Here is a 19672-nt window from a genome sequence, read left to right on the forward strand (position 1 = left end):
CCCACAGCATGGCACAAATTATTAGCCGCTCCGCTTTTGATAACAATTGTAAGCAACAGCAAAGTTGGCTTTAGCTCCCCACTGGTCAAAGGTCCTCTGTTTAAGAAACAGAGGTAAAACAAAGCACAGCATCTAAAGAAGAGCCTGAAGAATTTGAACGGCATTCCAAGCTGCTCCTTTCAGCAGTTGGTCTCCACTTAAGAAGAAGGCAATCCCACGGGGATGAGACAGGTCTTCTCTAATTCTTCCCACTAACACGTCTTTTTTTCCAGAAGCTTTAATTGGCGTAGGAAAATATCCATTCTGAGGATCATCGACGACTAAAACTCCAGGAGCCCTAGAAAGAATATTTCTTGTTTGCTGAGCATCGAGTTTCTTAGCAGTTTCAATTACCACTGACTCAGAATGCGCTCTAAAAACAGGAACTCGGATGCAAGTAGCACAGATGTTAAGAGTTGGATAATGGAAAATTTTCCGAATTTCCTGCATAACCTTATTTTCTTCTCCATTAAACCCGTTTTCGGCAACCGGGCTGTTATGAGAAAAAACATTAAAAGCGATTTGCTCTGGAAAAACTTCAGGAACAATAGGCTTTCCATAGACAAAATGACGTAGCTGAGTTTCCAACTCCAAAATAGCTTTGGCACCCGCTCCGCTGACCGCTTGGTAAGTGGAGACAATCACTCGCTCAATCGTCGCCACCTTATGAATTGGCCACAAAGCAACAGAGAGTATGGCCGCCGTACAATTAGGATTGGCAATAATTCCTTTATGACTTTTTAGGTCTTCTTTATTAACTTCCGGAACAACCAAGGGAACATCGGGTTGGAGTCTAAAAAAAGAGGAATTATCGATAACAATCGCCCCGCTTTCTTTGGCATTTGAAGCAAATTGTTGTGAAACTGAACTGCCCGCACTAAAAATAACAAAATCAAGACCTTTGAAAGCATGAGAAGATAGTTCTGCAATTTGAAGCTCTTCTCCCAAAAACCCAATTGTTTTACCGACTGATCTGGACGATGCGAACAGGCGAAGCTCAGATATTGGCAGGTTGCTCTCTTCCAAAAGCTTTATCGCTTCTACTCCAACAGCCCCTGTCGCTCCAACTATTCCAATTTTTAATCCCATAGCCTCTATGATTCCTTTTTGTTGACTGTAGAAAAATCTAGAAGGTTAGTCTTCTGATTTTTTCTGGAGAATAAATACCAATTTTAATAGTAAGATCCTTTATCTATAATACAATACCGCTTTCTTCATTTTCTCAATTTTTTAATAAAAGAAACGAACAGACCGTTTTCCTCCCATAACTTTTAAGCTTTTCAATAAAATATCAAAGTATATTGACTCAGAAACTATTTTCCAGGGAGCGGTCTACTTTCTGATTGGACCGATGGCTTCTGTTCGGACGGCTTAGTTACTGGAGAAGGTTTCTGAGAGGAGGTTTCTTGTTGAACCACCGAAGCCTTTTTGGCCGTAGGTTCATTTTTTGAAGCCGATAGAATCTTAAAGAATGAAGAAAAATTCGGTTTCTCAATACGATCCATCAGAAGGCTTTCTGACTTGCCCACAAAGATTGCTCCTGGCTCAATCAATAGAGAGGCGGTTTTAATATCGCCAAATACTTTGGAAGTATTGAGTAGTTCTAGCCTTTCTTTTGCAAAAAGGTTTCCTTCTACTTGTCCTCTGACAATAATTGTTTTTGCTTTTATTTCAGCTTTTACAATTGCAGTAGAACCTATAAGCAAGACTCCATCCTCTGAGTGGATATCTCCTTCGAGTTTGCCATTAAGTTGTAATTCACCGCTAAAGCCTACGGATCCCTGAAATTCACTGTGTTGATCCAGAATAGTTACTTTTGAGGATTCATCCATTGGTTTTTTGGATTCGTCTTTATCTAACTGAGTAAAATTCACTTTTGCACTCCTCTTTTCTTTCTTCCCTTTTACCTTAATTGATTGCAATACGCAAGGCTTGGAATTTATGAAAAAAGAAAGCAAAATTTTCTTTTTCTTTTATTACATAACATAAAATGATAAGCCAAAGATAAAAAGGATTTTTTGAAAATGCTAGGTATAGGAGTCGTTGCAAACAACCATCAAAAAACTCCCTCTCCCAATCAAAGGCTCTTTCTAGAACTGATCTTCAATATCCTCCTATTTACCTCGCTGCTGATCTCCTTGTTACTGGCAATTGCCTATTATCTCTACCATAATCCTAAGTCCATTCTCCTGAGGATTGCACATCATTATCATCTTCCTCTGCAAGTAGAAGAGGTCAAATGGGTAACCCCACATAGTCTAAAATTAGAGAAAATAGAAATCGGAGAAATGGCAAAAATAAAAGAGGCTCAGATCGAATGGGATTGGATGGAGTTGTGTAGCCAACAGGTAATAAAAAAAATGGCGGTGGATTCTCCAGAAATCTGGACAAGTGAATTTATAAAATTTTTGGAGGATAAAATAGGGAGCAACGAACCCTTCCAACTTCCCTTACCGCCAACATTGGACTTTTTGCTTTTTAAAATCCAATTCAACCCTATTGTTGAGAAGCTGGAGATAAAAAACGCCATTCTCAATATTGATAGAATCCATCCTCAATTGCCACCCATTCCATTGCTTTTGGGTTCCAACGGTAGCCCCTTTGTACTATCCCGCGTCCCTCTTTTGGGAATTGTTGCTAATAACGAAATTTTAGAACAAGCTACAGGCAGCGACATTGTCTTATTGTCTCCCTATGATCCACTTAGTAAAATTATCTCTATTGAATCAATAAGAGTCAAATTTTCCTGGAGTGGTCTTGTTCATCATCGAGTAGAAGAACTCACCGTATTTCGGCCTACTATATTCATTGGTCCCGATCTTTTCTGGTACGTCGACCAATTCCGTGAATTGCAACATCAATTGAAAATAAAAACGAACAAACTCGATACTCTAGAAGATTGGCATATAAAAAAGCTGCACTTAAAGTATGGGAATCTCACTGTGACGGCTTTCGGAGAACCTAGTTTTGAACTTCCTTTCATCTTTGAAACAACTGCTCAGGATTTTCCTTTGAATAATTGGAAGGAAGTGAGTCTCAAGAATGTGCTTCGCATTATCCCTGGAAGAATAGATTATCCTCAGTATGGGCTTTCCATGGAAGTAACTGGAGGAGAAATAGCCTTCAATTTACCTCCAGAAAGTAATACAGCTAATAACCTTGTCCACTCCATACGATTTAATGAAATAAATTGGAGAGGTTTTAAGGCAACCAATGGATGGATTTCCGTAACGTTCCAAAAAGAAGGAATCTATGGGTTTTATGGTTTTTCTCTTTTTGATGGATATACTCATGGTGGATTCCAAGTAGGCTATGAAAGCGGATTTCCATGGGATGGATGGATGACGATTTCTGGAGCCAAATTAAATCCTTTAATAGAAAAGCTTTCTATGGGAAAAAAAGATGTTGTATTCAGAGGGAACATCGATGGAAGAATGCGAATGAAAGCCTATGGATCCTACATTGAAAACGTTGAAGGTTTTTTTCTACTCTCTGCCCCTGGATATTTGGATATAAAAGATGTAGATATTCTTCTTAAGAATATTCCTTCATCCTGGAAGGGTACTTCTAGCCAATTTTTTGCACTCCTTGTCGATTCGCTTCGAAATTATCGATATAAAAACGGTTTTATTAAATTGACTTATAGTTATCCAGATAGTGATCTACTTATGGGACTCTATGGTCCTCAAGGGAAGAGGAATTTTTCTCTCCACTGGACCCAAGACCCAAAATTAGGTCCCCCAATCGGACAAAATTTATTAAATGCGAGTGAAAAAACAATTTCTTTCGAACATTAATTGCTTATTTTTTTTAAAAACCTTAATAAAAAAGGAAAGGTTATTCTTTCTCTTTTTTTGGCTATTCGGCTGCACACCAACTGTCAAGGTAACCACTCCAGAACCTGTCAAGATTAATGTGAATATGGGTGTTGTCATTACTGAGAAAGAATCTCCTACTCGGATCCGACTTGATCCCATGATTGCCGATCGTAGAAGACTACGTTCTGGAGAGGTGCAAAGTCTAAAAAATGCCCGTGTCATCGGAGAAAACCGAGAGGGTTACTTGGAAATAATCAATCCTCCCAAAGAGGAAAACTACAGAAATTGGGCTAAAAAAGTAGTGGCTGAAGAAAATGAGGACAGAACACAACTCTACTTAACACAAGCTAAGATTCAGGCCAAACCATTAGAAGAAATTGAAAAAGAATATGCCAAAAAATGGCAAGAAATGAGTTTCCCTGGAGAGTATATTCAACAAGACAATGGAAAATGGATTCAGAAATGAGACAAAAGAAAAACACGGTTTTTTTCTTTTTTCTCTTTAGCTTAACAAGTTTATCGTTCAGCTTTGCTCAACAACCCTTTTTTTCTCAAGATGCTTCCTCCTCCGAATCTCCATATGACTATCCGCTGCCTTCCAATCCTCAACCGCAAACACCTTTAAACCCCATACAGTACCATTCCTCCTCTCCTCAGGAAAACCCGATAGGACAGAATCCTTCAAAGCCCCAAGTTTATGGACAACAGCCAGCTAAAAAAAGCTCCCCCTCCAACAGAGCAGACGTTGAGTTTAGCGAAGAGTTACCTGATCCAACCAACGGCTTAAAACCATTTTTGGATTCTTTAAACGAAGAGCAAAGAAAAACTATCGAAAAGAAATTTCGTCGAGATGCCATCCATGCTTTCGTTGGAAGAACGGACACCCTGGATAAAAGCTATCTCCTTTTTGCTGAAAAAACACCCAAAAATAATGAAACCTTAATCCTGGTTTTCATTTCTAAAAAAAATAAAATCCACTATCTTTTTAGCAGTTTTCAACCTTTTTCCATTCCCCCTCAAATACGGCTCAATCCGTATGATAGGCTTTCCTTATCCTTGTCCGTCATAAGGTTTGAAATGTCACAAACCACCCCTGAAATTTTTACTCAAACGGCCGTTCAACAAAAAAAAGAGGCTAAAAAACACTAAAATTCCTCTGTCACATCCCCACAAAGAAGCATCGCTGAACCATAGTAGGGGTTCTTGACCTCTTTATCCGGTTGAATCCAACTAGCTTGAGCCATTGGACAGGTAAGCACAAAATATTTGCCAGTTTTGATTTGTTTTGATCTTAATACACCAATTAACACATCACTAATATCTTTAAATGCCAGTCTTGCCGAATCAAGATCTTTGGCTCCAATTAGAGTATCCACTTTACCTAAAAGTCCTTCAGGAAAAAGGGAAGGAGTATTATTCTGAACGATGTTCTTCAGAGATTTTGCGGCTTCTGGTACTCCTTTCAAAGAATCGTCGGAAAGTGATTTCCCTATTTTGAAATATTCCTGTAAAGCTGAATCTAAAGCAGGTGGAACCCCTTGAGCAAATAACCGATAAGTAATTCCAAAACACAGGATAGATAGAAAAAGAGAAAGCGTAATGAATTTTTTCATAAATTTATCATTAAATCAATAGCTCAAGCTATTGACTATTGGCTAATTAAAACTCAGGGATTAGTAGATTCAAGTTCTTTTGCATATTTTTCGAGCACTTCTGCAACTGCCTTCATCAAATCAGCTTTCATTCTTAGCTTTCTTGCCGTTGCTTTCGGGTTTTTTGTTCCTTCAACTTCTTTAAGTAGTTGATCGAAGTCCTCAGAACTACCACAACAAGCCATTCCTCCTTTACCTCCCATCATACCATGGCCCATGCCTCCCATCATGCCATGATTCATTCCTCCCATTTTGTGCCCTTCATGTTCCTCTTCCGATTGTTGCTCCATCTCCATTTTCTTATGTTTTTCATGCTGATCATGTTGCGCATAAAGAGGAAAAAGAGACAACGCTCCAGCTAAAAGAAAAAAGAAAAAAAAGCCAAAACCCTTAGAAAAAATATTCCTAGGCATAAACAATTTTCCTCCTTATAAAAATCAAAAGCAAACTGGTTGTTATTCCACAGAATACATGGTCATCATACCACTATGCAAATGTTCAAGAATATGGCAATGTAACATCCATTTACCTGGATTAGACATTTCTAAAAGGATATCGACAACATCTCCAGCGCCTACCATAAAAGTGTCTTTCCAGACATGATTCGTTTCTTCTACATCGTTAACGGCAAGCACAAGAAACCTATTCCCATGAAAATGCATTGGGTGTTGCATTGGATGGAGCGAATGAATGTCGTTAATAATCCGTATCTTGACATAATCCCCCTTTTTGTAATTCCAATCCATAATAGCCCCATTAGTTTTCATAGTGCCAAGATCGGTGATCTGCCATGTAATTTCTTTGGAAGTCGACATCTTGTTTTGCAAATACATATGATCTTCCCATTCAACCTTTGCCCCTGTTTTTGCAAGCATGGTAATAAGACCAGGGAAAGCTGCGGATTGCGTTGGCGTCGAGCTTCCTGGTTCTGAAAATCTCGAAGCCTCTTTTTTGGAAACCGCCACCGACAGTCGAATTGTCCTGTCTGGCCTGGCTGATTTATACTTAGCCACCAATGGCTCAATTTCCTGAATAACTTCTTTGTTTTCCCTCAGCTGTTGGAATTCTTTTTCATAGGAGACCGCTACGGGTTGTTCACCTACTCGAAACTTCGCTAGCTGGTAAGTGCGTGGGCCAACAAGAGGATCCACTGCATGATGGGTTAGGATGAATTCGCCCGTCGAAGGAAAGAATACCTCTACAATTTGTCTTTCTGAAGGAGCAATAACAACAGCATCAACAAATTGTTCCCTTTCGACTCTCCCGTTATCTCCTCCCACCAGTTTGATCTTTAATCCAGGAATAAATACCCGGAAAGGCCTCACACTGGAGGTGTTTGTTAGGTAGAAACGGATTACCTCCCCTTTTTGTACATCAAAAGTAGGTTGAACCTGTCCATTAATGAGAAAGGTATTCCCATAGCGACCCATAAAAACAAAATTGGAATAATCCTGAAAATATTCCGGTAGTTTGCCCTCTTTAATTAGAATATCAGTTAATATCAGCGGCATTTCTCTATTAACTGGCCCCCAATAGGTTGGATCTTTAGGAATGACAATATAATTGCCATACAATCCAAGCTCTTGAGCATAATCGTCTCTATAATGGGGATGGTACCAATATACCCCCGGATCATCGAATTTAAGCTTATAGGTAAAACTTTTGCCATTGGGTACAACCGGTTGGGTTATATCTGGAACTCCGTCATAGCGGTTATCCACCCGCACACCATGATGATGAATAGTAGAGGGCAGACCCGTTAGATTTTTAAACTCCAGGGTAATCTCATCCCCTTGATTAACATAGATAAAAGGTCCAGGAACCGACCCATTGTAACCAAGCATCTTAATTTCTGCATTGCCTATTTTAGCCCGAAGTTTTTGGGCAGTTATCGAATAAGTATCCCCATTTTTTAGATGCACATACTGCGTTTCCTTCACCAGTGGATATTGATCCGGATCAACGGAAAAATCATATTTTGGCTTAGCTCCTTTAAACCAAAAAAATACCCCCCCTCCAATCAGAACAACTAAAATCAAGACTACAAAATAAGACAACTTGGTTTTCCCTTTGGTTGTCTGTAAATCTATAAACTTAAAAAATCCATTCATATTTTACTCGATTATTAACACATGATATAACATATATTGCCATTAAAATCCTCTTTCTTCAAGCTTTACTTGAAGCAATAGAGGAAGCGGCTTCTCTCCTCCTTTTAGAGACAAAGAAGAAGATAAAAGCTCCCACAACAACAATCCCAAGGACAATACTCCCCATAACTATAGGACTGGTCAAAAAGCTAGTAAGCCCTACATTAATCGGAAACTTAAAGACAATTGGATTGGAGCCATCTCCTTTCACTAGGGTAATATGTGTCATATATTTCCCCGTTTTCTCAAAAGTAACATCAATGGAGGCAACTCCAGAAGAATAGAGCTTTGGAGGGACTTCTAATATCGGTTTACCCGTCGATTCGTCCACAACTTTAACCTCTAAGGGAATGGTTCTCAAATCAGGAGTAATCAAATCAAATACCATGGTCATTTTTCCAGTATTAGGAATATTTTGACAATAAGTCTTAAATTGGCCCATCCTCCCATAAACATAGACATCTAGATGAATCGCATATCCGCCCTGAGAAAGAATCCCGCACTCCATTCCTCCATTATCGCTGCCTCCATGACCAAAGCATAAAAGGGGAAAGCTAAGAAATGCAAAAATAAAAGCGATATTTTTCTTTACATTTTTCGATACCCAACTCCCAAAACCTGTTCTCTTTTTCTTTATTAAACAAACATCATTGCAATCGGTAGATTCCTTTTGTCTGCACAACCTTTTTAGTGCTAAAGGCAATGTAAAAATCATTTATTTCTCCTTTCAAACTTCAATTAATTTGAAAATACTGATTGAAAATTGTTAACTACCCACTATGTAATAAACCTAAAATAGAAAGAAAAAACAATTGCAAAATTTCTTTAGCAAAGAAAAAGCCATAATTAAAAGTCAGATTTTATCTCTAGGGAAAAGAATTACTCTATCTACGACTATTCCTGTGGTCCTGTTCCTAAAAACACACTCAGGACATGCTTACGCCTAACCCAAGTTCGTTCTTCTCGCCTTGGTCTTGTGTCAGGATACCCCAGGTTTACCAAGAACGTTTCGTGCTCCGGAGGAGCAGGCTAGAATTAGCATGTCATCTTAACAATCAAAGAGGAAACCTCCCCTTTCCACCACCTTTCACTACTGCCTATTGACGCTCCGACCAATCAGAGCTCCAAACCCCTTCGGCGAACAGTGGAGTGTGCCATGCCTATTCCTAACTAGATTGGCATCGCACTATCGTTAACTATTTATTACTCCTTTTATGGTTATTTTTCTGGTTCTTCTTCTGTTTCATAGGGAGCCTGCAAAGCATCAATAAGAATTTTGGCTCCAGGAGGTGGCTTAATGGCTCCGGAAAGAATTTCCGAAGGACTGACATCCCTGTGATAATATTCTCTATTGGTATCAGGAGCCTCCACAATTGCTGTTCCTTCTATGGATATGCCTCCAAAGATTCCTTGACTCTGGCTGTAAGTATAGATAGCAGCCATTGGCATCACTCCAGCTTCAGCCGTTCTTCCAACGGGACCCGCCGTTGCACTGATACTACCTCCAACATTAAAATTTCCCCCTTTTGCAAAAGCTTCGACAGCTTCTGGGGTATTCAGGACAAGAATAAATTCTGTTGCATTGACTCCTATCTGGAAACCAAAGCCAATCCCTCCCACAGTAATCGCTGAGGGACCAGACCAACCCTTTGGAGTCTTTGCAACTACTAAGCCTGTGCCTCCCCTACCACTAAAAATAAAACCTGCTTTAATGACTGTTAAAATTGCAAAACCCTTAGCATCTTGAAAAACAGATCGAGGAATCGATTTTTCAGGCATGCTTTTAAACCGCCGAATGATGGAAGCTGCCTGATTAACTGTTTTTTGCAAATCCCAAGCAAGAGAGGACTGCAAAAGGCATAAAAAACAAATGATAAAGACAAATTCATTTTTATATTTACTCTGATAAGAAGTTCGAAAGGGAACTTTCTCAGCAGCATTCGCACCAAACTGTCGCCTTTTTCCCAAGCAAAGTAATTTTGCTATGGGGCCTTCAAAAGCAAAATGTTGAAAAGGAGTCAAAGAGATCTGGCAATACTTAAAAAAATGGGTCATCATCATCGGCTATAGCCGCCTAAAAGCTTGCAAAGCTTCTACGAAGCGACTCCTTCCAATGTAGTGGCAATTCCTTGATGGAGAGCCATCGATCTAAAAAGACCTTCCTGAGCTAGCAACTCCCCGAAATTCCCTCTCTGTACAATTTCACCTTTGTCGAGCACAAGAATCTCATCACAATCTGCTAACGTTGAGAGTCTGTGGGCAATAATGAGCACTGTCCGGCCTTTTTCTAACTGATAGATCGCCTGCTGTACAACCGATTCACTATGGGAATCAAGACTGGAGGTCGCTTCGTCCAGAATGAGAATTGGACTATTTCGAATAAAGGCTCTAGCTATGGAAAGCCTCTGTCGTTGCCCCCCAGAAAGTTTCACCCCTCTTTCTCCTATAATCGTGTCATAACCCTGGGGTAGCTTTTCTATGAATTCATGTGCTCCAGCTAGCTTGGCAGCCTGCTCAATCTCCTCTCGGCTAGCTCCCGATTTCCCAACAGCAATATTTTCAGCAATCGATCGGTTAAAAATGACAACATCTTGACTCACCAACGAGAACATATTTCTAAGATCTTCAATTTTAAGATCCCTTAAATCTTCTCCATCTATCAAAATAGAACCCGAAACAGGATCATAAAACCTAAAAAGAAGACTAGTCAATGTCGTTTTGCCCGCACCGCTTCTGCCAGCAATTCCCATTTTTTTCCCTTTGGGAATGATAAAGGAAAGATTTTTAAGTACGGTTTCATGTCCATAATTGAAGGTCACATTCTGAAACTCTATCTGCTTTTTAAATGCTTTAATGGCTTTGGCATCCGGTTTTTCCTGGACAGTAGAAGGAGTATCTAACAGATCCGTTAGCCTTTTTGCACTGTATGCTCCTTCTTGGATCTTCACATTTGAATCAGCTAGTCTCTTTATCGGAGCAAAAAACAGGATAGCTCCATTAGCAATAGCAGCCATGTTCGCTATGCTAATGTTTTGCCAAATAACACATAAAATCAGCAGAGACAATGCAAAGCTAGCCACAACATCGATCATTGGACTAACCATGGTGCCTGCAATGGACATCTTGGCTGCATGTTTGGCTAATTCATTTGCCTGGTGTCTAAAAGTTTCAACATTTTTCTTTTCTAAACAAAAAGCCTTAATTACCTGAATCCCTGATAAGGATTCGAACAATAGATTACTCTGGGCAACTGAATAAGAGATGATTCCCATGGAGGCTTCTCTGGCCTTTTTGGCTAAGGTAACGGCAGGGACAATACAGCCTGGCACCAAAAGTATGGCAACTATGGTTAGCCGCCAATCGATCAGCGCACAGGAAAAAAGGATAGCTATGATGGTTATGGGATCTTTAGCAACATCGGTAAAAAGAACACTGACTGAGTCATAAAAGGCTTTCGTATCATTGAGTATTCGAATCGCTAGATCCCCTGTAGTAGATTTATGAAAAAAATCCATCGATAGAGAATGCAACTTGGATAGAATGGCTGATTGCAAATCAGCAACGATTTTGGCTGCCGCCAAAGTCATGAAATAAGAATTAAGCAGTCTTAACAATCCCCTAAAGATGGCTATCAAGGGTAAGATCAGAATGCCACCACAGATTCTTTTCCAGTCAAGTGGCTCGTTAGCTTTCGGAAGCCATCTACCTAACTGTTCCATAACCTTTTGATAAAAATGCTTTTTGGGAATCTTCTCTGTTGCACTGATGACTTGTTGATGACTAGGTGGAGCCGAAAAATTATCAATGGCTGCTTTTAGAATAAAAAGATAGGCTCCGTTAAAAGCCCCAAAAAGAAAGCCGGAAATCAAACCTGCAAGGATCAAGGGCATCCGCCTTTTTAAAAAAGGCATGGAGAAAATGATAATTTTTTTAAGTTCTTGCATGAGTCTTTTGATGTTTTTTAATCCAACAACGGCAGGAATTCAAAAAACCTTCTCCATTCCTTTTCTGTATACGATGCGACTATAAGCTATAAACAATAGAGAACTTTTATACAACCACAAAGTGCTATGAGATACAACAGCCAAAATTTTTAAATACTATTCCCTATTTTCTTTCTTTAAGAAAAGGAATCAACACTTCTAGAAATTCTTTTGGCTTTTCAAAATGTACCCAATGACCCGCATCCCTTATTTTTACAAGAGTAGCCTTGGGAAAATAGAAGGAGAGTTGGTGGATGGAAGATGCTTCAAGATAATTCGATCTTTCTCCAGCAATGAAAAGAGTCCTGCCAGGAAAACAAGCGTGGAGAGCAGGGAATGCATTGAGTTTTTCAATCGATGCTCTAATCCCCTCTAGGTTTATTCTCCAGACGTACCGTTCCGATTGATATATAAGATTTGTCAAAAGGAATTGTACTAAGGTTTTATTGTTGATCGTTTTTAACAAAAGCACTTCAGCTTCTTTTCTTTTTTTTAAATCTGCGAGTGGCAAACTTCTCATGGCTTCCAGCATTTTAAAGTGCTCCTCCACGGCTTCTTTCCCATAATCTACTGGTGCTATGTCCACTACAACAAGACTGCTGACCCATTGTGGAAAAGATAAAGCAAAAACCATAGCCAGCTTTCCTCCCAACGAATGACCAATGAGATGAACAGGAAAAAGCTCCATTGGTTCAGCCGTTTGACGAATATCCTCTGCCATTAGGAAATAATCCATGAAAGAAGAACTTGGGGAATGACCATGGTTCCTTAAGTCAAAAGAAAAGACTTGATAAAATTTGCTTAATGATTGAGCGATGGAAGCCCAATTTAAACTGTTCCCATATAAGCCGTGGAATAAAAATACGTTGGGGCCACCCAAACCTACTTGTCTATAAAATAGCTTCATCTTCTACAATGCCTTGGTAATAAGAGGGCCGATTCATTCTTTTAATGGACTACTTCTTTCCCTTTGGGATTGTTTTTTACGGTTGCTCTGATTTTTACCTTTCCTTTTTTGCTCACTTTTATTAGCTCTCCGTTCCATTTCTCTTTTTTTTATGGCCGAATAGAGAATTGCTTCCTCAAGATACTTTAACCATGGTCCTTGAGGTACTTCTTTTTCATCGACGAAGCGCCAGCTGACTTTATCGGATCCATTCAAGCCAAGGTATTCCTTGACTGCGGGAGAAACATCTAAACCCGATTTTGATTTTGGCCTGCATGCACCAAAGACATAACAGTAATCATCTGCCACATAGGGGCCCACATCCATCCACTGGGCATAGGCTTCTTTCCCCCACTTATTTTTAATTTCTACCCAATGACCTTTACATTGAGATACTCCCTTAGGTACTGAAGGATCGAACCAGGGCATCCATTTCCTAGCAATAACGGGATAAGCAATATCGTTAAAAGGGAGGGCTACATAGAAGGGATTGAGGGTTGCCGCATGTGTCCCGGGTAGCAATCCAGCTCTAGCTTCCGGACTATCTTCTCCTCCATAGTTCCTAATCCAATGCTCATCCCATGAACTTCTAAAAATTCCCTTGGGGCTCCACTTGGTAATGTCTGTCCCTATCCAAAATGTCGTGGTTGGAATATCTTTATGCCAGGACCCTAAGGGAAGCGGCACTTGACAGCAAGTTCTTACCGATACCTTTTCTTTTGCATCCAAGCAGATCAATTTACCAAACAAAAGAACAGTAGCAAAGCACCACAACAAAAAGAAACGAACCCAGAGAGCCATTATTGCATCTATATTTTATCTAAAAAGAGAAAAGAACTCTCTTTTAACTTTTCTCCATGAATGCACAAGCTCCTCTTCGGCACTACGGCTGTGGCGAGATCTTTTCTTTTGGACATGTTTCTGAGAAGAAGCGCTTGGAAGCTCATTTTTTTGTTGCCCATAGGACTCTTTTTGATTTTTCGCCAATTGCTTTTCTTGAGGGGTGGAAGAAAAAGCTTGAGGTTGTTCAACAGATTGGCTAGCGGGTGGAACAGTTGAGACAGCTCGGTTTTGATGGTCTAGTCCAAGAGATGGACTACTTTGGGTCAGCATTTTGCCTCTTTCTTTGGCTAGCTCCTGCTCTAATTCTTTAACTCTTTTTTGAAGTGTTACATTTTGATTGGAAACTGAGCTTAATAATTGTTCTTCCCGCTTACGACTTTGAGCAAGTTCTGCTTCAAGTTTATTAACCCGACTTTTCAATGCTTCCATTTCTGTAGCATTTTCCGTAGTTCTGGTCTGGAGTCTTTTGAGTTCTCCTTTCTTAGAAAGTTCAGCCATCTGTTCTTCGATTTTCTGCATGTGTTCTTTTAAATTATTCAGCTGTTGGTAATCAATGAGAGCGGGATTCAGTTGCGTCAACCGATATTGTTCCTCTCTTGCCTGAGCCAATTCTCCTTCCAGTTTCTGAACCCTTTGCTCCAAAAGAACAATCTGATTAGCTTTGGCACTCTGTTCAATATTATTTTGAGTAATTCGCAGTTGTTCTTCTTTTGTTCGTTGGAGCGCAGATTCCAAGGATTTCACCTTTTCGGATAGCTCCTTCATCTTTGCCACCTCACTTTCAACCTGCTTTGGAGTAGGTTTGAGGGCATTTGCTTTTTTAAGTTCTTCTTCCAGGACGCTCAGTTTTTTTTGCAGGTTTAGAACTTCGGTCTCATTCCGATTTTGAGATTTAGCAACTGCTAGCTCTTTCTGTAGAGAAGCTACCTGCGAAGAAAGAACATTGATTTTTTCTTCTTGAGCTTCCATCTGCTTTTTTCTTGCCATTTTAACTTGAATGAGTTCTTTCTGCAAATTTTGGAAAAGATTTTGCAATTCTTGGGCCTCTCTATTCTGCTCCGATTCAGAGGCAGGGAGAGATTTCGACTGTTCTAGCTTTGCTAGTTTTGCTTCTATTTCAGCTAACCTGTTTTCCAACGCTTTACTTTCAGGGGATTCTTCAAGTGCAGAAGAAGGACTTGTGGAAACAGGCAACCCGGCTAGTCTGTTCTGCACCTCTGATGCCTTTTCCTGGACATACTTTAATCGATAATCCACTAACCTAGGCTCCCATTTGGGATTGGTTTTTCTTAAGTCAAGGAGCTTGCTTTCAGCCTGTTTATATTTCTCAAGAGCCATTCTAAAATCTTGCTTTTCAAAACTCCTATCTCCTTCTTGAATCGTCACATAAATGTCTAGAAACAAGTCTTGAGGAACTAGCTTATGGTCTTGATCTCCGGTCGAAGCAATAGATTTAAAGGCAGGGAATAAAAAAATTGATAAAAAAAATAGTAGGATAAAATAGAGTCTTTTCTTTTTGAATCCATTCATAACCACGGAAGGATATAAATAAAGATAAAACTCTCATGCCCTCATGACAATAACGATAAAACAGAAAAATTAAGAGCGGGTGAAGGGAATCGAACCCTCGCTTCAGGCTTGGGAAGCCCGTGTTCTACCATTGAACTACACCCGCAGTCCCAGCGATAGCAACCTCCTATTAAGTTTGCCAAAAGCTTGGACTTCTGTCAAAACCGTTTAAGAGATTATTTCTTTCTATTCTAAGACGATCTTTTTTACCAAAAAATTCAGTGACTCTCTTAACCCGCTAAAGCGGGTGAGTTTCTAGCTAGTACGCAGGGCTTATGGACGGTTCCCGTAGGGAACCCGCCGGCGAACCGGCGGCGCTTGAGGCCGTGCTTCAGCTAGACAACGTTGGCCCGTGTCCGGGCTACTACTACTTCCCGACCGCCAGCTATTCATTCCGGTGGTCTGTCTCTTTTCCAAAACTGGGTTGTAGATACGTTTAATATTTAAAACCCCATATCTCAGGGCATCACTAATTAGTAATGGCCGCATCAGGACATCAGATCTTATGATGAAGCACACGATGCGGACTTAGTATTAGATTAACTTTTTGTTGTATTCAGTCAATATCTAGTTTAGCGCTCTCATCCCAATCCCCTAAAGGAGATGGGTATTCTCGTGCCGTTTATAAAAAAGCTCAATATCTGTAGCTCATCTAACCATCCTGTGTGCTCGACAAACAAGTTGGCATAGCCATTGCTTATTTTATACAAAACAAATGTTATTTATAGTTTACATTTCCAACTTTTTCTATTTCACAATCAATTAAAAAAATTTTTATGAAACTCTTTCTAACCAAAGAAAATAGGAGCAAAAGTCCAATGTATTCACCATCTTTATTAATTATGATTCTGGTCTTTTTGGGGAGCTTTTTTTTCTCAGACAGTAGCCTTGCAGAGGATGGAACCACTTCTTCTCAGCCACCTTACTCGACTACTACTAGAGAAAGAGAGAAGTTAATTCCAAAAGAGGCAAAAAAAACACAGCCCCCGTCCAATCTCAGCACGGATAATGCCAGTTCTAGTTCCTATGTCCTACCGGAACTAACCGTCGTTGGCGTTGGAGCCACCGAAAGTATGTTGCCTAATGCAAAATCGAACACCTCTGTCTATGCTATCCCCCTAGACGTTATCGATATTCCTCGTAATGTCACTCCTATTTCTCATGGATTGGCTCAATCAGCAGGCATTGGTCAATTTGGCTACTTGGACCCTCTTTCCACTGCTTATCTTGTGCCTGCGGCTTTGACTCAGATTAACTATGGTATTGCCAGCGCTCCTACGATACGAGGTCGTAATGGACTGACCCTGATTAATGGCATCGAGGAAACCTTGAATAACAATTCTGAACAAAACATTCCTTGGAACTACAACATGGTCGAATCGATGGATATTGTCGAAGGGCCATCCAATGCTGTATTTGGAGCCACTCAAGTCTCTGGTGGATATATCAATTATATTACAAAACAGCCCTATTTCGACACATTCCATGGTTATGTTTGGGATACGATTGGGATGTATGAAGAATACATGTGGGGAGCCGATATAGGTGGACCAATAGACAAAGAAAAAAAATTGGCCTACCGATTCAGTTACATGGGACAAGAAAACGGAAGCTATTATCAGTATCAAAGGAATGATCAGCAAAACTTTTATTTTGCCCTTGGCTATCATCCTTCGGAGTCTTACTCGATCGATCTCTACTCGGACTTCGGCTCATACGACTTCACGCCGATGTGGGGTATGATCAATAGACCAACTCAAGCACTAATCGATAACGGTCTTTATTTACCTGGAGCCCTTTCTCCAACCCTTGCAAACACTGGAGTTATTAATAATCCGCCAGCTTCCTCCTACCTTGGAGCTCCTCAAGGGATCAGTCGAAGAAATGTCCTGCTCAATCCAACAGATGGGGGGTATGGAACGACTGGGTTAACCCAAGTCATCCAGAAGTTCACCCTCAATGAAAATTTTCAAGTCCTCAACAACACCTTTTTTTGGTACCACAACGATCAATGGATCCTGCATCCTCTCTTTTATGATGAATCCTGCCGAGGGGACTATGAAATAGACAACAGAACAGAATGCAGACTGAATTTTGAAACACCCCCACCAGATATTAACAATACCACCACCACTCATCGCTACCCTGCTCTTGGTAGTCTCCTTTTTTCTCATACAATCGACACAGGAGTCGAATTGCATTACCAAAAAAATCTAGATTACAATTCCGATTCCTTCATTGTTCTTAATAGCTACAGCCTTATAAACCAGAACCCCCTGCTTTGGAATGCAGAACTCTCCAAATATTTTCAAGCAAGAATCGGAAATCCTAAAGCTCCTTTTGGCGGGGAGTGGCCTATCCCTGGTGCTCCTCAAGGATATTATTTTGAACCAGCCAATTTAGCAGCTGGGAGTACCGATTGCCATTATGGGGCAGTCTCCCCTTTTTTCTTAGATAATATAAATATTTCAGATAGATTTTCGGTCATTCTTGGAGCACGGGCTACCAGTTATTTTGTTTCTGCTCAAACCCCACCAGGGACTCCCCCTATTCTCTTCCGCCAACTTTCTACCACCCAACTGACTCCCCTTGTCGATATCGGTACAGTCTACAAAATTTTTCCATGGCTAAGTGCCTATTTTGATTTCAACTGGGGTTATGTGGTCAATGCAGCGGATATGGGTGGGTTTTCTCCGTTTTTCGAGTCCTCACAATTCCGTTTAACAAATGAGCTTTACGAAGGAGGATTTAAGATCGATCTTCTGCACCACTCTTTTTTTGCTACTCTCGATGCTTTTTCTCAATACACCTATCTTAATAACCGCACGGGACCAGCAACCCCCTCAACAGTCAATGGATTTGAGACAAGTCTAAACTACCAACCCAATCGTCATTTTTGGGCTAAATTAGGCTACGCCTATATGCATGGCACAGAAGACTGGACCACTATCGGCCACGGCCCACCGATGTACCAAACCTATTCAACAGCTCTTGCCTTGCAACAACAATTGCCACTCAATAACAATCAAATGTATCCGATGGGAATCTATAACTTTCTGGGTTTTCCAGATCAAATTTTCAGTGGGCTTATTACCTACAGGCATGATAGTGGAGTAGGAATAACCATGGGAGCTTTGCTAATGAGTGAACAGTTCCTTGGATACAACTACACGACGCATATCCCCACCCAATTTATTCTGAATGCAACCTTGTTCTATGCAGGTCCTCGGTGGGAAGCAAGACTCTATTTTTATAACTTTACCAATGAACCCTATTGGCTTGCCTTTGGCATGGGGGCAAATGGCACCCGTACTTTTAATTTCGAAGACATCGTGCCTGGAATGCCTTTTTGGATCCAAAGCACAGTTGTCTTTAAATTTTGATCTGAAAAACTCGCCGCAAACCTCTTCCTGAAGGAAGAGGATAAGGCGCGTCATTCCGGTGTTCTCTGCCCCTCGACATACTGTCTGATAAAGGACAGCGGAGCCGCTCCCACTGCTCCTGGTGAAATAACCTGGGGAACCAAAGAGGTCCACCTAAGAGCTTTCGGCGAATTTGCCTAAAGTATTTCTTTCGAATCAGGCGGCTGGCCCCCCTTTTAGACTGTTCATCACCATGTCTATAGCCACTTTGGGTGGATAGATCACCAAAAGGAGCCCGTGTGGTTATCTTCTCCATCAACTTCCAACCATTCGGATCCAAAATCTTTATAGACAGAGTCTATAAACTGGCACAGGTCTTTCAAAATCTCTTTGGGGGGACCCTCCGTGCTGATATTTAGTAACAAAGACCAAATGCACATGAAGGTTATATACGCAATGTGTCGAGCTGTAGGGCTTTCGTTTGACTTTGTCATAAACCTAGTAAAGACTAAAAGTAATTGAAAATTCTCTAGGCATTTCGATTCCGTTTGGAACCTATCACCGAACCAGACCTGCGTCTCCCCCGTTACCGGGGAGGGGTGCGGTGGGTCTGGAACAAAGCGCTGGCCTTGCAAAAGCAGCTGGAGGCCGACTACCTTTTGCTCTCGTATTACGAGCATGCCTGGCTTCTGACACTCTGGAGACACAGTGAGGAATATGGTTGTTTATACAACGCCCCTGCGTTCCCTTTACAATGGACGCTCAAGTTCTTGGATCAGGCAATCCAGGCGGTGTTTGACAAGTTCCCCCCCAGCACGGTTCCAGCGGCGTGAAAAGCAACTGGCTTGGGAAATACGGAAGCTGTCGCAGAAGAAAGGGTTCTTGCACAACTAGCAGATACAGAAGGCTAGCCTTCAGCCTCTTCAGGTGTCTATCGTGAATGTCCGTTGGGATTTTCTGTATAAGACTTCCACGGACATCAGCAAAACCCACGCGATGGGGTTGGTGGAGGATTTGTCGATCGAGAAGATGAGCCGGTCAGCAAGGAGACAAGGGAGAATCCAGGGAAGAACGGGTAGGCGAAGAGTGGGTTGAACAAATCGATCCTGGAACAAGGGAGTGTTATGTTTCTAAGGTTTTTGGGCTACAAGCTCCATTGGTTGGGCGGGTTGGCTGTGGGCCGTACCGGCCCCGTACACGAGCTAGAATAAGACCCCTGGTAGCAGGAAAGATCCTCTGCCTTTAGGCGGGGGAGGAGGTCAATTTCTGAGAAGAACTCGTAATCTGAAATAGATTTTAAATGGTTCCTG

16 protein-coding genes and 1 tRNA gene are annotated in these 19672 nt (G+C 40.9%); 5 read left to right on the forward strand and 12 right to left on the reverse strand.

What is annotated here, in order from left to right; genetic code table 11:
* Positions 1-132: 132 nt before the first annotated feature.
* Both QOL44_RS07745 and QOL44_RS07750 read right to left on the reverse strand, forming a co-directional pair.
* Positions 133-1128: an aspartate-semialdehyde dehydrogenase gene (locus tag QOL44_RS07745; protein ID WP_009058348.1), complete on the reverse strand. Its 996-nt coding sequence runs from the start codon at positions 1126-1128 to the stop codon at positions 133-135.
* A gap of 224 nt (positions 1129-1352) precedes the next feature.
* A complete protein-coding gene (locus QOL44_RS07750; RefSeq protein WP_009058346.1) occupies positions 1353-1913 on the reverse strand; it encodes a bactofilin family protein in 561 nt (186 codons plus the stop codon).
* A 150-nt stretch (positions 1914-2063) separates the two neighbouring features.
* On the opposite strand from QOL44_RS07750, the gene QOL44_RS07755 reads away from it, so the two are divergent.
* Genes QOL44_RS07755 through QOL44_RS07765 form a run of 3 tightly spaced genes read left to right on the forward strand, consistent with a single transcriptional unit; the run spans position 2064 to position 5006 of the window.
* Positions 2064-3836, forward strand: coding sequence for a hypothetical protein (locus tag QOL44_RS07755; protein ID WP_009058344.1), 1773 nt, complete (start codon positions 2064-2066; stop codon positions 3834-3836).
* Positions 3802-4323, forward strand: a complete 522-nt coding sequence (locus QOL44_RS07760) for a YdbL family protein (protein WP_009058343.1) — start codon at positions 3802-3804, stop codon at positions 4321-4323. Before QOL44_RS07755 ends, QOL44_RS07760 begins: the two co-directional genes overlap by 35 nt.
* Positions 4308-5006, forward strand: coding sequence for a hypothetical protein (locus QOL44_RS07765; protein WP_009058342.1), 699 nt, complete (start codon positions 4308-4310; stop codon positions 5004-5006). Before QOL44_RS07760 ends, QOL44_RS07765 begins: the two co-directional genes overlap by 16 nt.
* On the opposite strand, the gene QOL44_RS07770 is transcribed toward QOL44_RS07765, so the two are convergent.
* The 10 genes from QOL44_RS07770 to QOL44_RS07815 all read right to left on the reverse strand — a co-directional run bounded on the left by QOL44_RS07770 (position 5003) and on the right by QOL44_RS07815 (position 15106).
* The gene (locus tag QOL44_RS07770) at positions 5003-5470 is read right to left on the reverse strand and encodes a DUF3347 domain-containing protein (protein ID WP_009058341.1); all 468 of its coding nucleotides are present in this window, start codon (positions 5468-5470) and stop codon (positions 5003-5005) included. The two genes, QOL44_RS07765 and QOL44_RS07770, sit on opposite strands and share 4 nt — an antisense overlap.
* Positions 5471-5523: 53 nt before the next feature.
* Positions 5524-5922 (reverse strand): hypothetical protein, encoded by a 399-nt coding sequence (locus QOL44_RS07775; RefSeq protein ID WP_009058340.1) that lies wholly within the window; start codon positions 5920-5922, stop codon positions 5524-5526.
* Positions 5923-5964: 42 nt separating this feature from the next.
* Complete coding sequence (locus QOL44_RS07780) at positions 5965-7620, reverse strand: multicopper oxidase family protein (RefSeq protein WP_009058339.1); 1656 nt, start codon at positions 7618-7620, stop codon at positions 5965-5967.
* 58 nt (positions 7621-7678) lie between these two features.
* Positions 7679-8374: a hypothetical protein gene (locus QOL44_RS07785; RefSeq protein ID WP_009058338.1), complete on the reverse strand. Its 696-nt coding sequence runs from the start codon at positions 8372-8374 to the stop codon at positions 7679-7681.
* Between the two features lie 503 nt (positions 8375-8877).
* On the reverse strand, positions 8878-9681 hold the full coding sequence (locus tag QOL44_RS07790; protein WP_244230912.1) for a YSC84-related protein: 804 nt from the start codon (positions 9679-9681) through the stop codon (positions 8878-8880).
* 71 nt (positions 9682-9752) lie between these two features.
* Complete coding sequence (locus QOL44_RS07795) at positions 9753-11603, reverse strand: ABC transporter ATP-binding protein (protein ID WP_009058333.1); 1851 nt, start codon at positions 11601-11603, stop codon at positions 9753-9755.
* A gap of 163 nt (positions 11604-11766) precedes the next feature.
* A complete protein-coding gene (locus tag QOL44_RS07800) occupies positions 11767-12549 on the reverse strand; it encodes an alpha/beta fold hydrolase (protein WP_009058332.1) in 783 nt (260 codons plus the stop codon).
* A 33-nt stretch (positions 12550-12582) separates the two neighbouring features.
* Positions 12583-13389 carry a hypothetical protein gene (locus QOL44_RS07805; RefSeq protein ID WP_009058330.1) on the reverse strand — a complete coding sequence of 269 codons (807 nt, stop codon included), beginning with the start codon at positions 13387-13389 and terminating at the stop codon, positions 12583-12585.
* 15 nt (positions 13390-13404) lie between these two features.
* Complete coding sequence (locus QOL44_RS07810) at positions 13405-14961, reverse strand: coiled-coil domain-containing protein (protein ID WP_009058329.1); 1557 nt, start codon at positions 14959-14961, stop codon at positions 13405-13407.
* 74 nt (positions 14962-15035) lie between these two features.
* Positions 15036-15106, reverse strand: a tRNA-Gly gene (locus QOL44_RS07815).
* A 670-nt stretch (positions 15107-15776) separates the two neighbouring features.
* On the opposite strand from QOL44_RS07815, the gene QOL44_RS07820 reads away from it, so the two are divergent.
* On the forward strand, positions 15777-18383 hold the full coding sequence (locus QOL44_RS07820; RefSeq protein ID WP_244229064.1) for a TonB-dependent receptor: 2607 nt from the start codon (positions 15777-15779) through the stop codon (positions 18381-18383).
* Positions 18384-18910: 527 nt separating this feature from the next.
* On the forward strand, positions 18911-19195 hold the full coding sequence (locus tag QOL44_RS11325) for a hypothetical protein (protein ID WP_045086551.1): 285 nt from the start codon (positions 18911-18913) through the stop codon (positions 19193-19195).
* Positions 19196-19672 lie beyond the last annotated feature (477 nt).

The sequence above is a fragment of the Candidatus Methylacidiphilum fumarolicum genome, assembly GCF_949774925.1.
Taxonomy (GTDB): domain Bacteria; phylum Verrucomicrobiota; class Verrucomicrobiia; order Methylacidiphilales; family Methylacidiphilaceae; genus Methylacidiphilum; species Methylacidiphilum fumarolicum.

Coding starts and splice junctions, on each gene's coding strand:
- QOL44_RS07770 (WP_009058341.1), bottom strand. CDS start 5,470: ATGAAAAAATTCATTACGCTTTCTCTTTTTCTATCTATCCTGTGTTTT.
- QOL44_RS07785 (WP_009058338.1), bottom strand. CDS start 8,374: ATGATTTTTACATTGCCTTTAGCACTAAAAAGGTTGTGCAGACAAAAG.
- QOL44_RS07800 (WP_009058332.1), bottom strand. CDS start 12,549: ATGAAGCTATTTTATAGACAAGTAGGTTTGGGTGGCCCCAACGTATTT.
- QOL44_RS07810 (WP_009058329.1), bottom strand. CDS start 14,961: ATGAATGGATTCAAAAAGAAAAGACTCTATTTTATCCTACTATTTTTT.
- QOL44_RS07745 (WP_009058348.1), bottom strand. CDS start 1,128: ATGGGATTAAAAATTGGAATAGTTGGAGCGACAGGGGCTGTTGGAGTA.
- QOL44_RS07820 (WP_244229064.1), top strand. CDS start 15,777: ATGAAACTCTTTCTAACCAAAGAAAATAGGAGCAAAAGTCCAATGTAT.
- QOL44_RS07795 (WP_009058333.1), bottom strand. CDS start 11,603: ATGCAAGAACTTAAAAAAATTATCATTTTCTCCATGCCTTTTTTAAAA.
- QOL44_RS07775 (WP_009058340.1), bottom strand. CDS start 5,922: ATGCCTAGGAATATTTTTTCTAAGGGTTTTGGCTTTTTTTTCTTTTTT.
- QOL44_RS07765 (WP_009058342.1), top strand. CDS start 4,308: ATGGATTCAGAAATGAGACAAAAGAAAAACACGGTTTTTTTCTTTTTT.
- QOL44_RS07755 (WP_009058344.1), top strand. CDS start 2,064: ATGCTAGGTATAGGAGTCGTTGCAAACAACCATCAAAAAACTCCCTCT.
- QOL44_RS07760 (WP_009058343.1), top strand. CDS start 3,802: ATGCGAGTGAAAAAACAATTTCTTTCGAACATTAATTGCTTATTTTTT.
- QOL44_RS07805 (WP_009058330.1), bottom strand. CDS start 13,389: ATGGCTCTCTGGGTTCGTTTCTTTTTGTTGTGGTGCTTTGCTACTGTT.
- QOL44_RS07780 (WP_009058339.1), bottom strand. CDS start 7,620: ATGAATGGATTTTTTAAGTTTATAGATTTACAGACAACCAAAGGGAAA.